The following is an 11,997-nucleotide window of genomic DNA, read 5'->3' as shown; positions in this document are numbered from 1 at the left end:
TGTTTTTTATAACAAATGTTTATTGTGTTTTATTGAAGTTATTTCTGCTGAAACAGGGCGTCCAGTTTCTGTTCGAAATCGTGGTAACCAATACTGTCATACAGCTCCATGCGGGTTTGCATGGTGTCCAGCACATTCTTCTGCGTGCCGTCACGGCGAACAGCTTCGTACACATTCTGCGCGGCTTTGTTCATGGCACGGAAGGCGCTCAGGGGGTACAGCACCAAGCCCACGCCCACACCTTTCAATTCTTCGGTGGTGAACAGCGGTGTTGAGCCAAATTCAGTGATGTTGGCCAATACGGGCACCTTCACTGCATCTACAAACTGCTGGTACATGCTCAGTTCGGTCATTGCTTCCGGGAAAATCATGTCGGCGCCAGCTTCCACACAGGCGCAGGCACGGTCGATTGCAGACTGCAACCCCTCAACCGCCAGCGCATCGGTGCGGGCCATGATTACAAAATCATCTGAACCACGTGCGTCCACGGCGGCCTTGATGCGGTCTACCATTTCAGCTTGAGTCACAATCGCCTTGCCGGGGCGGTGACCACAACGCTTTGCGCCCACCTGGTCTTCAATGTGCATGGCGGCAGCACCGGCTTTCATCATGGCTTTGGTGGTGCGGGCAATGTTGAACGCTGAAGATCCAAAACCAGTGTCTACGTCCACAAGCAGGGGGGTGTCGCACACATCGGTAATTCGGCGCACGTCAGTCAGTACGTCATCCAGTCCAGAAATGCCCAGGTCTGGCAGGCCCAATGAACCGGCTGCAACACCGCCACCGCTTAAGTAAATGGCTTTGAAGCCGGCACGCTTGGCCAGCAATGCGTGATTGGCATTGATTGCGCCAATCACTTGCAAAGGTTGTTCTTCTTTCACTGCCTGGCGAAAACGGGCGCCTGCGGAATGTTGGGTCATGGTGTTCTCCTTGTTGTATGCTCCATGTAGTGCAGGGTTCGTGCCAGTCAAAACAAATAATGAAATATTCAAATAAGATCAATGATTTGTCGCGCTAATATCAAGTAATTGCAAGAATAATTTGATGGTGTTTTGAAACATGTTTGTGTAAAATAAAACGGTTTTATGTTTCAAATGAAACTCAAGGTGTTTTGAATGAAACCCAGAATTGTGGTGTTCAGCATCAGTGCATTGGCTGGTACATTGCGGGAGATTGCCCGCGATTACAGTGGTTCAGCCAATATTGAATTGGTGCCCAAGGCGTATGAAGATGCCTTGGCCTACGCACGCAACCGTTATTACACCGACACGGCTGATGTATTCGTCGCCGCAGGTTCAAACGGCGCATTCTTGCAGAACCAGCTTGAGGCGCCGCTGGTCATTATTCGTACGGACGGTTTTGATGTAATGCAAGCCTTGGCATCTGCCAGAAAAGCGTCTGCGGCAGTGGGCTTGGTCAGTTACGAACATTCGTTTGATGAGCTCGAGCAGTTTGCCCGAGCGTTTGATGTGCCCTTGAGTACCCGAACATATCGCACACCGGAGGACGCGCGTCGCGCTGTGCGGGAATTGGCCCAGTTGGGTGTAAAGGTGGTGGTGGGGCCAGGCCTGGTGACCGAAATCGCGCAAGAAATGGGCATGGAGGCGATTCTGATCTATTCCCGGCAAGGCGTCGTGAAGGCGTTTGAGGAGGCTATACGGTTGGCCAGTGCAAAGGCCACAGGGGGCGTTCGGCGAAGTAGCCAAGCCTATACCTATCACACCGAGCAAGATTTGATTGGCAACAGTCAGGCAGTTCAAAAGCTGCGCAGCACCATTCGCCTGTGTGGCGGTATCGATTTTTCCGTGCTTATTCAAGGCGAAACCGGTGTGGGAAAAGAACTGGTGGCACAGTCGATTCACACTGCCAGCCCACGCGCCGGGAAACCTTTTGTCGCCATCAACTGCGCATCGCTCACGGAAAGTCTTCTCGAAAGCGAGCTTTTTGGTTACGAAGAGGGGGCATTTTCAGGGGCGGTCAAAGGCGGGCGCGCGGGCATGTTTGAAAGCGCGCAGGGTGGCACTGTGTTTCTCGATGAAATTGGTGACATGCCCTTGGCTTTTCAAACGCGTTTGTTGCGTATTCTCGAAGACAACACAGTGCGCCGAATTGGGTCAGCCTCCTCCCGCAAGGTTGATTTCCGGCTGCTGGCCGCCAGCAACGTGAATTTGCAGCAAGCCATTGAAGAAGGGCGTTTTCGGGAAGATCTTTATTTTCGCTTGAATGAAATGCTGATTCATATCCCGCCATTGCGAGAACGTGCCGAAGACATTGGCGAATTGGCCGGGTACTTTTTGAGGACTACGCCAGTGCGTGTCAGCAAATCGAAATTTGATGGGTTTCTTCAACTGGCTTTGCCGGTTCTTCAATCCTTGCCTTGGCCAGGCAATATCCGTCAATTGAAGAATGTGTGTCGCAGGGCGGCTGTGTTGATGTTGCAAGAAAGTGATCTGTCGTCCTGGCGCACCTGGTTTCCAGACTTGCTCGTGGGCCTGGAAAATTCGACCACGCCACATTTGCAGCAAAACAATGCACCCGATACGATGAATAATATGAACACTTTGGCCTTGGCTTATAGCAGGGCACCTATGTCTGAGCGTTCAAGCATTGTCCGTCAGGCATTAACCCTGGTCGGTGGCGAGGTCAATAAGGTGGCTGAAGGTTTGGGCATTAGCAGGTCTACGGTTTGGCGTTTAAATAAGGGCAGCTAACTACATGTCCTACACGCCACCCACCCTGACCGAATCTGATGTGGAATTCACTGCCATTCGCGCCCAAGGCGCGGGTGGTCAAAATGTCAACAAAGTGTCCAGTGCCATTCACTTGCGTTTTAACATTCGTTCATCGTCTTTGCCTGAATTCATCAAGGAAAAATTACTGGCCCTGCAAGACCAACGTTTGACCAAAGACGGCGTTATTGTCATCAAGGCTCAAACCACGCGCAGCCAAGAGCAAAATCGCATTGATGCATTAGTGCGCTTGAACGAGTTGATTGCCGAGGTTGCCAAACCTGTCAAGGTTCGCCGTGAAACCCGACCCACCCTGGGTTCAAAACGTCGCAGGTTGGAAGGCAAAAGCATTCGGGGGCAGGTCAAGGCGCTGCGTGGAAAGGTTCAGGATTGACGATTATTGCAACCTAGTTTTCACGGTATAGTAAGTGTAGATAGCCAACCGCAACCGGAGCCTCAGTGTTAATTCAACACATTCACCCCGCCTTGCAAGGTCATGTTACGCAAAATGGCACGTATCAGGTGTGTCCAGCGAATGCGCCGGTAAGTCTGTGGGTTAACAGTTTTTGGGAACTGACAGTGGATCCGGGTGAGTACATCTATCGCAGTGTGCCCGACAATTGTGTGGATCTGATTTTCAACCTGGATGACCAATCAGAAGGCTTTGTCATCACGCCCTTTCTTGCGCCGCTGGAGTGCGCCATCATTGGGCCGGCGAGCTATTTCGGTATCCGATTTGGAGCGTTGGCTTCTCAGGGCTTGATCGAAACTCCATTGGGTGAGTGGCTTGATCCAGGCAGTCATGTTGACACACGTGGATTGCTCCATCCTTTGCTTATCGAGCAAATTCGGGTGACCCTGCACCAGTCGACTGATTTTTCAATGCGCAGTGAACGTATCTCATCGCTGCTGTTGGCCCATTTGAAGCATCCCCAAATCGATGCCCGTCTGCTTCGTTTCATACGCTCGGTTTTCAATCCCAACCCGTTCGACTGTGGCGTATCTGCGCGCCAATTGCGTCGAATCAGTCATTTGCATTTGGGCGTGTCACCCAAAGACTTTCTGCGTGTGGCAAGGTTTCAAGCCACGCTGCACCACATGAACACTTGTCACAATTGGCCAGCCTGGCCGCAGTTTTACTACGATCAGTCACATTTCATTCGTGAGTTCAAGGATTTCACGGGCGCCACGCCCGGCCGCTTCATGAAAATGTCCGTTTTGTACAAGAAAAGTATCAACCCATCCAAATAAACTTCGAGTTCCTGATCTTGAAAGGAGCACAAAAGTGATTGAAATTCAGGCAATGTTCCCGGTCATGGTCACAGCCGACCTGGATCAACAGCGCAGTTTTTACACCTCGGTATTTGGTTTCGATGCTGCTTTTTTCGAGCCTGATTTTTACTTGCATCTGGTGTCGCCATCTACAGGCGTTCAACTTGGTTTTCTTGCACCTGAACATGCTTCGCAGCCCAAGTTTCTGCATGCATTGATGAACACTGAAGGGCATGTCATCACGTTCGAAGTGGTTAACGCTTCTGCTGCTTATGACAAGGCGCAGCAGCTGGATTTGATGGTTGAGATGCCTTTAAAGCATGAAACGTGGGGGCAGATTCATTTCATAGTAAAAGACCCCGCAGGGATAAAAATTGATATCGTTGAGCACCTGGATTCAGCATCGCAATAAGCGGGCATTCACTTCAAGGAGATGGTTGGTGGAACATCGGGTTAATTTGGGCAAGGCGGCTCCGGCGCTTTATCAATTAATGATTTCGTTCGACAGACAGGTTAATGAACATGTTGCAGCGTCGGGCATGGCTGAAGGATTTTCACACTTGCTTCGCCTGCGCGCTTCACAGTTGAATGGCTGTGCATTTTGTGTCCGGCTTCATACGAGTGATGCCTTGGCCGCAGGCGAAAGTATGGATCGAATCAGTGTGCTTCCTGCATGGCGTGATACACAATATTTCAATGACAAAGAGCGTGCATCGCTGGCTTTGTGTGAATCGGTTACGTTAATTTCCGAGGGTCAGGTACCCGACTCCGTTTATCAACACGCAAGCAGCGTGCTGTCGCCACAAGAAATCTCGGCAGTGGAATGGTTGGCGGTGTTGATCAATGCGTGGAATCGTGTGGCAATTTCCAGTCGCTACCCCGTCGGTGGCGCTAGTTGATATAGCATCTGGATTGTTTATTCCCATACTCAATTTTTAATTTCAAGGAAATCGAATGGACCTGATTCGCATATTGATCGCCATCCTGTTGCCGCCATTGGGCGTATTTCTGCAAGAAGGCCTGGGCAAGCATTTCTGGATCAACATCATTTTGACTTTGCTTGGCTACATTCCGGGCATTGTGCATGCGGTGTATATCATTGCAAAACGCTAGCTTTTGGGCGTCAAGGCAAAAACACCAAATACTGTGTATATCGAGTTGGCTTGCTGTCCGTTAGTACTCGGACAATCACAACATCAAAGGAAATGATCATGCAAGCCACCAAACTGATTGGAATTCTGTTGATTGTTGCCGGCACCTTGGGACTGGTCTACGGGGGCTTTAGCTACACCGAAGAGTCAACCGCAGCAAAAATTGGTTCACTCGAGATCACGGTGGATCAGGAAAAAGAGGTCAATGTTCCCATGTGGGCAGGCGTGGGTGCAATAGTTGCCGGGGCGTTCCTGCTGCTGGTGGGTGGTCGTCGCCGCTAGTTTGTCCAGCGCTCAACTATGCAAATGACCACGCCACAATGCGCGTGGTCTTGTTGCCTTGTTCCATTTCAACTTCAAGAATATCCCGTGCACCCGCATTGCGCATGTGCCATTTGGCTTGCGGTACATTTTCGGCCTTTGATACCAGCGTGGTAAACCACCTGCATTGTTTACCAAATCGCGCGCTCTCGTTGATCATGGTTTGCAGAAAACCAATTTCCCCACCCTCGCACCACAATTCATTTTTCTGCCCACCAAAATTCAAGCCTGCAGGTGCTTTTGAACCGGGTTTTTCTCCACGATTAAAAGCCAGGCTATTCACTTTTCGTTGATTGCTTTTTATGGCTTCTTTCTGTGAGGCGTGAAATGGCGGGTTGCACACGCTCAGGTCAAATTTCTCACCTGCCTTGATCACACCTTCCAATATTTTCCGTTTATCCCGCTGCAGGCGCAGATCAATCAAGCGCTTCAGATCGTCGTTTTTATCCAGCACCGAGGCAAGATTTTTCAAGCCAACCGGGTCAATTTCACTGCCAGTGCAGTGCCAGCCGTATACTTTTGCTGCCAGCAAAGAATAAATGCCATTAGCCCCTGTGCCAATGTCCAGCATTTTGACTTGCCTTGAATCCGATGCCTTAATCCCGCAGCTCGACAGCAAATCTGCCGCATAGTGAATGTAATCCACCCTGCCGGGAATCGGCGGGCACAGGTAGCCCTCTGGCACGTTCCACTGTGCGATGCCGTAGTGGTGTTTCAGCAGTGCGCAATTCAATGCCTTTACCGCAGCAGGCGAGGCGAAATCGATGGAGTTTCGGCCATGGTTATTGGGCTTAACAAATTTTTTCAGGGCAGGGTAAGTCAACACCAAGGCATCGAAATCGTAACCGTCTTTGTGCGCGTTATTGGGGTGAAGTGTTTTGGTCAATTTTTCTCTCGCTGGGCCTTGCTGCGCGCCGCCAAATCATAGCAACCGGTTTTGTTGGCATTCTCGGCAGAATCGGGCGCACCTGTGTCCAAAAATGGAATCAGTGCCGCAAATGGGTTTAGCAGCGACAGCAACACCGCGCCAGCCACCTTGCCAGCAATTGGACCCTTTTCAAGGGATACATCGGGTGAGCCCATGGTGCCAGTGATCAGTAAAGGCGTACGCAGGCTAACCGGACTGAAGTCTTTGGGTGTTACAACCACCCTCAAATTCAAGGCTTCTGTTTTCATCGAAATACTGCCATTGACCCACATTGCGGAGTCTTGAGTATCAATCACAAATACCTTGGGTTGTAGTACGCCATTGTTTGCATCCAGATCGGCAAACGCACAGGTCATTTGCAACACGTCATCACCCCGAAACCAAACACCGAGCGCCTCGGCAGCATCCAGGCCAGCAGCCTCAACGATCAAATGCGACATGGTGCCATTGCGCACCTGTGTTCGTACATTGCCAGCCAGGCTGCCCAGTATTTCAGCAGTCGAGCGGCCTTGCCCACTCAGTTTGGCAGCACCATTCATGGTGCCGGTTACATAAGGCGGCTCATTGCCTGGCCTTGGTATGTTCAGCCATTGCTCAAGCTGCACATTGGCCCAGTTCAGGTCCACATTCCAAATAGCGATATCTTCTCGCCCATCCAATTGCACCGAGCCAGCAAGTTCGCCCTTTGCTGTTTTTGCTTGAATGTCCGAAATGGTCAAGACACCCTCAGTGACAGCCAAATGTGCCCGCAAGGGTCGAAGTGGCTTCAATATCTCGCTGCCCAAATCCAGATTGTCGATGTCAATTTTTACATCAGCATCCATTGCCCTCAGGGAAGGAAGATCGAAGGGTTTGTCCGGTAACACTCTGCCTTTGCTTGTGGCCGCCGCAACTTGTTTTTCAGCCGGTGCACCTACGGTAGGGCCCAGGTCAGCCAGTACCAGCGATGGTCCTTTCAGTTCTCCGGTCAGAAGGGGTTGTGTTTTGCCACCTTTATAAACAAAGCGCCCGTTCAAACGACTGCTGCCGATTGTTGCGTTGTCGATGTTGACCTGCCAGTTGTCTGCGTCGCGCACCAAGTTACCTTCGGTGCGAAAGGCCGGCGTGTTCGGCAAAGTGACTCCCAGCGCCTGGCCGGCTGCGGCAAGGGATGATCCGCTTACAGCAAACTGTCCAGACAGTTGCTGCATGCCCAGCGCGTCGGCGGCGTTCCCCTTAAAGTCCAATCGGGCTCGACCCAAAGACACGTTCAACTCCACCGGAATTGGCTCGCCTTGCTTGGCCACCCAAGGCAGCACACCGGTTGATTTCAGTTGGATATCAAGCTTTTTACCTTGATACGAACCCAGTGCCATAACAGTTAGCGCATCGGCTCCAATCTCTCCCTCCTGCAGGCTCAGTGTTGCATCCAGATCAAGATCAAGGGGCTCATCCCGATAGGTGATCTGGCCTTTCTGAATGGCCAAGAAACCAAACTCCGGAGCAGGAGCAGGCGCTGTGTCTGGTTCGTTTTTGGCAAATTGCCAGGAGGCGCGCCCGTCTTTCAGGCGCTCGAAATTGCCGTTCAGCAATGTTGCTGTCAGCGACTTGATTCTCAGGGCAGATTCCGGCGTGTTGGCCCACTTGATCAGATCAACATAGCGCAGTCCAACAGATACGTTTTCCGCTCTAACCATAAAAGGCGACTGGCTCCAGGCAGGTGAGCCCACCTCAAAATGACTCAAGTTCAATCGAATGCCACCAATCAAGCGCAGTTTAAAACGAGGGTCACTTTCATCCGGTTTCGTCAGTTGAATATCTCTTTCAAGTGTTTCGCTCAGCCATTGCTCGGCTGGTTTTGCCAAAAAGGGCCATCCCATTAGTTCAAATATGCCCACAGCCAAAACAAGCAAAGCCAGTGTCGCCCAAGCCATTATTCGAAAAGGCTTTTGCTGATAAAGCTTTAAGGTAATCGGTGTACTTTTCAAGTGTTTTCCTGATTCTCTGGTGCAAGAATTCGGTTGTGGTCTCGCACTTCTTGCTGTGCTTAACGCATACTGGCAAGAAGCAGTCAACCTAAGTGTGTTGTACCCGTTATACGGAATATTTCAATTCGATTGATTTCTTTTATTCAGGAAGTATGAAACATGAAAACATTGTTTTCCATGATGGCATTGATGTTTGCTTTGAGTAGTTGTGCAGTGTACACCCCTGCGGGTTCCGTTGTGGTTGATCCAGGTGGCCATGGCGGTGGTCATTGCCCGCCCGGGCAAGCTAAAAAGGGCAACTGCTAAAACTGGTTGTCTGTTATGAGTGCTTACGTGGTTGGTCAAATCAACATCATCGATCCACTCAAGTGGCAAGAGTATCGGGACCAAGTGCCCGGCACTCTTGCTGCCTGGAATGCGGAATTGGTTTTCAGGGGAGTGAAGGCCTTTGATTTGGCGCTTGAAAATTCCTGCACAGACATTGTGGTGATACGCTTTCCTACGTTAGATGCAGCCCACGGCTGGTTTGAATCAGACACTTATCAGGCGCTGATACCGCTGCGAGAGGAGGCTGCAAAGGTGTTGCTCACTTCCTTCAAGGCTTGAGTTTTTATCTTTTTAACCGCCGCGATTTGATCGCGCATTGAGCACTTCAAAAAAGTATCTGTAACTAGCACGGTCGTGCAGTTCACCCTTGATCTGAATCGGCCCCCATTCAGCTTTCTGCGCCTCGGTCAATACCAGCACGGCTTCATCTACCTCGGAATCGGTGGGCAGCATGGCCGATACAATGTGAACAATCTGATCCGGATGAATGCTCCACATTCGTGTGAAGCCGAAATCGCGTTTCGCACGAGTCGCATCCTCGGCCGCCATTTCTGGCTGACGAATATTGCGGGTCACGTTGTGCGAAGGCACTTTGCCAAATCGATGGCAGGCTGCTGAAATTTCAAGTTTAGCCCTGCGCACCAGCGGGTTTTCGAATTGACCCGGCGAATTCAAAGCGGTTTTGGGAATTGCACTCCGGTGGCTCGAAATGAAATCCATTATTCCGAACGAAAGTGACTCAACTTCTTCAAGGCCAGCAATTTGATGCACAGCCGCCAGGGCTCCGTGGGTTTCAATCAACACGTGCATGGGTGGCGCTTCAACGCCCGCCTTGGCGCATTGTTCACGAATACGGCCAATCGCCAGTTTGACGTCGTCAAAGTTTTCAGGCTTTGGTAACATCAAGTAGGCGGGCAAGGGCACGCCTTCGCGCAACACAATTGGCAACTCCTGTTCAAACGCAGGGTCTTGCACCGGGTGCAGTCGAACGCCCGGTCTGCGTGTTTCGCCGCCATACCGTGCTGAAAAATCGACCAGGCTTTGTGCAGCCCATGTTGCAATTTCGGTCACATGGCCCACTACAGCACCATCTTCCAAGTCCAGCGTAATGTCGAAGCAGGCTCCAATTTCGGCGCGAATCTGCAAAGCCTTCTCAAAATACTTGGGGCGGCCTGTGTAGTGGTCACACACCGGCAGGTTCACCTGTGCGTGGTCTTCGCTGTACAAAATTGTGGAAATGTTTGCCAAATCCAGGTTGTGCTTCTTCACGCGGTAGTCCTTCGCAGTGTTCTTTCAAATGCAAATAAAAAAGGCCAGCATCTCTGCTGGCCCTTTTTATCACGAAATGCTCGCAAATTACTTGCTCAGCAAGTGCTTCACGCCTTCGCGTTCTTCCATCAGTTCGTTCAGGGTAATGTTGATGCGCTCCTGGCTGAATGCATCAATTTCCAGGCCCTTCACGATTTCAAACTTACCGTTGGCACAGGTCACAGGGAAGCCGAACTGGGTTTTTTCAGGAATGCCGTAAGAACCGTCAGAAGGAATACCCATGGTTACCCACTTGCCGTTGGTGCCCAGAACCCAGTCACGAACGTGGTCGATCGCAGCATTGGCAGCAGAGGCAGCAGAAGACAAGCCACGCGCCTCAATAATGGCGGCACCGCGCTTGCCCACTGTTGGCAAGAAAGTGTTGGCGTTCCATTCCTGGTCATTGATCATGTCTTTTACAGATGCACCGTCAATGGTTGCAAAGCGGTAGTCGGCATACATCGTGGGAGAGTGGTTGCCCCACACTGCCAGCTTCTCGATTGACGCTACTGGCTTGCCGGTTTTGGCGGCTACTTGGCTCAACGCACGGTTGTGGTCCAGGCGCAGCATGGAGGTGAAGCAGTTCGGGTCCAGATCAGGGGCAGACTGTTGTGCAATGTAGGCGTTGGTATTTGCTGGGTTGCCCACAACCAGTACTTTCACGCTACGCTTGGCGTTGTCGTTCAGTGCTTTACCCTGAACTGTGAAAATTGCGCCGTTGGCTTCGAGCAGGTCTTTGCGCTCCATGCCTTTGCTGCGTGGGCGTGCGCCAACCAGCAGTGCTACGTCTACGTCTTTGAAAGCGGTTGCGGGGTCATCTGTAATTACCACGCCTTGCAGCAACGGGAATGCACAGTCTTCCAGTTCCATGACCACACCCTTCACTGCGGGCAGGGCGGGGGTAATGTCCAGCAACTGCAAAATTACGGGCTGGTCTTTGCCCAGCATGTCGCCATTGGCGATACGGAACAACAAGCTGTAGCCAATTTGGCCGGCAGCGCCTGTAACGGCAACACGCATTGCGGGTTTGGTCATGTCAAACACTCCAAAGGATTAAAAATCGAAGGCCATAGTTTAGCGCCAAACGCTGACACCTTGTTGACTAACTTGGTGGATTAGAGGGGATTAACTTCTAAAAGTCATCTATAAGATATAAGATACACAATAATCCGAAAAAACAAGACCGAGACACAATTTGCAACCCGTTAATCCAACGTTCAGCCCGCTTTATCAGCAAATCAAAGGTTTGCTGTTGAAAAGCCTCCAAGATGGCGAATGGAAGCCGGGTGAGCTTATTCCGTCTGAGACCGAGCTTGCTGCCCGCTATGGGGTAAGCCAGGGCACGGTGCGCAAAGCGATTGACGAGCTTGCCGCTGAAAACCTGGTTGACCGCAAGCAGGGGCGAGGTACTTTTGTTGCCACGCACAACGAGGCTAAATCAGAATATCGGTTCCTGCGTCTTGCCGCCGATGAAGAGCCTGGCGTGAAACCCAAATCCACCTATTTGTCGGTAGAGCGGGTTCGTGCCAGTTCACAGATTGCCAAGTTACTCGACATCAAACCCAGCGATTCCGTATTCGTGGTCAAGCGAGTAATGCGCTTCGATGGTGTACCCCGTATTTTTGATGAAATCTGGCTGCCAGCTTCCCAATACAAGGGCCTCACTCTTGAGCGTCTTCAGCAGTGGAATTCCACCCTGTATGGTTTCCTCGAGAGCAGCTTTAATGTACGCATGTTGAGGGCCAATGAGCACATCAAGGCTGTCAGTGCGCAGGCCGAACATGCAGATATTTTGCAGGTTGCCGAAGGGACACCTTTGTTGCTGGTCGAGCGCCTGTCAATGACGTATGCTGACAAACCAGTAGAGCTGCGTCGCGGCTGGTATTTAACTGACAAGTTTTCATACAGGAATGAATTGTATTGAATTGATACAAGTCTTTAGCGGGCAAAAGAATGCATTTGCGTCATTTGGTGCTCAAAATCAAAAACTTCCC

General features: G+C 51.1%; 15 protein-coding genes. 10 read left to right on the top strand and 5 right to left on the bottom strand.

From position 1 onward, the window contains the following. Window positions 1–38: 38 nt before the first annotated feature. Window positions 39–920 carry a methylisocitrate lyase gene (prpB, locus tag BSZ31_RS14530; RefSeq protein ID WP_105029899.1) on the bottom strand — a complete coding sequence of 294 codons (882 nt, stop codon included), beginning with the start codon at window positions 918–920 and terminating at the stop codon, window positions 39–41. Between the two features lie 195 nt (window positions 921–1,115). Between prpB and prpR the strand changes: the two genes are divergently transcribed. The 7 genes from prpR to BSZ31_RS14495 all read left to right on the top strand — a co-directional run bounded on the left by prpR (window position 1,116) and on the right by BSZ31_RS14495 (window position 5,434). Then, a complete protein-coding gene (gene prpR, locus BSZ31_RS14525; protein WP_105029345.1) occupies window positions 1,116–2,711 on the top strand; it encodes a propionate catabolism operon regulatory protein PrpR in 1,596 nt (531 codons plus the stop codon). Between the two features lie 4 nt (window positions 2,712–2,715). Beyond that, entirely contained in the window at window positions 2,716–3,123 is a 408-nt protein-coding gene (gene arfB, locus BSZ31_RS14520) for an alternative ribosome rescue aminoacyl-tRNA hydrolase ArfB (RefSeq protein WP_105029344.1), read from the top strand. Between the two features lie 65 nt (window positions 3,124–3,188). Continuing rightward, complete coding sequence (locus BSZ31_RS14515; RefSeq protein ID WP_146106712.1) at window positions 3,189–3,980, top strand: helix-turn-helix domain-containing protein; 792 nt, start codon at window positions 3,189–3,191, stop codon at window positions 3,978–3,980. A 34-nt stretch (window positions 3,981–4,014) separates the two neighbouring features. After that, window positions 4,015–4,413 (top strand): VOC family protein, encoded by a 399-nt coding sequence (locus tag BSZ31_RS14510; protein WP_105029342.1) that lies wholly within the window; start codon window positions 4,015–4,017, stop codon window positions 4,411–4,413. A gap of 28 nt (window positions 4,414–4,441) precedes the next feature. Then, entirely contained in the window at window positions 4,442–4,900 is a 459-nt protein-coding gene (locus BSZ31_RS14505; protein WP_206018620.1) for a carboxymuconolactone decarboxylase family protein, read from the top strand. 55 nt (window positions 4,901–4,955) lie between these two features. Continuing rightward, entirely contained in the window at window positions 4,956–5,114 is a 159-nt protein-coding gene (locus BSZ31_RS14500) for a YqaE/Pmp3 family membrane protein (RefSeq protein WP_105029341.1), read from the top strand. Between the two features lie 98 nt (window positions 5,115–5,212). After that, window positions 5,213–5,434, top strand: coding sequence for a hypothetical protein (locus tag BSZ31_RS14495; protein ID WP_008248518.1), 222 nt, complete (start codon window positions 5,213–5,215; stop codon window positions 5,432–5,434). A gap of 16 nt (window positions 5,435–5,450) precedes the next feature. Here BSZ31_RS14495 and rlmF read toward each other — a convergent pair whose 3' ends face one another. Both rlmF and BSZ31_RS14485 read right to left on the bottom strand, forming a co-directional pair. Continuing rightward, window positions 5,451–6,359 carry a 23S rRNA (adenine(1618)-N(6))-methyltransferase RlmF gene (gene rlmF, locus BSZ31_RS14490; protein WP_105029340.1) on the bottom strand — a complete coding sequence of 303 codons (909 nt, stop codon included), beginning with the start codon at window positions 6,357–6,359 and terminating at the stop codon, window positions 5,451–5,453. Next, on the bottom strand, window positions 6,356–8,368 hold the full coding sequence (locus BSZ31_RS14485; protein ID WP_146106711.1) for an AsmA family protein: 2,013 nt from the start codon (window positions 8,366–8,368) through the stop codon (window positions 6,356–6,358). The genes rlmF and BSZ31_RS14485 overlap by 4 nt, the downstream gene beginning before the upstream one ends. Window positions 8,369–8,527: 159 nt before the next feature. Here BSZ31_RS14485 and BSZ31_RS16955 point away from each other — a divergent pair, with 159 nt between their 5' ends. Both BSZ31_RS16955 and BSZ31_RS14480 read left to right on the top strand, forming a co-directional pair. Continuing rightward, window positions 8,528–8,674, top strand: coding sequence for a hypothetical protein (locus BSZ31_RS16955; protein ID WP_168427000.1), 147 nt, complete (start codon window positions 8,528–8,530; stop codon window positions 8,672–8,674). A gap of 15 nt (window positions 8,675–8,689) precedes the next feature. Next, the gene (locus tag BSZ31_RS14480; RefSeq protein ID WP_105029338.1) at window positions 8,690–8,974 is read left to right on the top strand and encodes a DUF1330 domain-containing protein; all 285 of its coding nucleotides are present in this window, start codon (window positions 8,690–8,692) and stop codon (window positions 8,972–8,974) included. Window positions 8,975–8,986: 12 nt separating this feature from the next. Here the strand turns inward: BSZ31_RS14480 and BSZ31_RS14475 are convergent, their stop codons facing one another. Both BSZ31_RS14475 and BSZ31_RS14470 read right to left on the bottom strand, forming a co-directional pair. Beyond that, the gene (locus BSZ31_RS14475) at window positions 8,987–9,964 is read right to left on the bottom strand and encodes a CoA ester lyase (RefSeq protein ID WP_105029337.1); all 978 of its coding nucleotides are present in this window, start codon (window positions 9,962–9,964) and stop codon (window positions 8,987–8,989) included. Window positions 9,965–10,051: 87 nt separating this feature from the next. Next, window positions 10,052–11,038 (bottom strand): malate dehydrogenase, encoded by a 987-nt coding sequence (locus BSZ31_RS14470; protein ID WP_105029336.1) that lies wholly within the window; start codon window positions 11,036–11,038, stop codon window positions 10,052–10,054. Window positions 11,039–11,198: 160 nt separating this feature from the next. Between BSZ31_RS14470 and BSZ31_RS14465 the strand changes: the two genes are divergently transcribed. Next, the gene (locus BSZ31_RS14465; RefSeq protein WP_168426999.1) at window positions 11,199–11,927 is read left to right on the top strand and encodes a GntR family transcriptional regulator; all 729 of its coding nucleotides are present in this window, start codon (window positions 11,199–11,201) and stop codon (window positions 11,925–11,927) included. Window positions 11,928–11,997 lie beyond the last annotated feature (70 nt).

The organism is Limnobacter sp. SAORIC-690 (assembly GCF_002954425.1).
In the GTDB taxonomy this organism is placed as follows: domain Bacteria; phylum Pseudomonadota; class Gammaproteobacteria; order Burkholderiales; family Burkholderiaceae_B; genus Limnobacter; species Limnobacter profundi.
The sequence above is the reverse complement of the archived record's forward strand: the minus strand, read 5'-3'. Positions and strand labels throughout refer to the sequence as shown.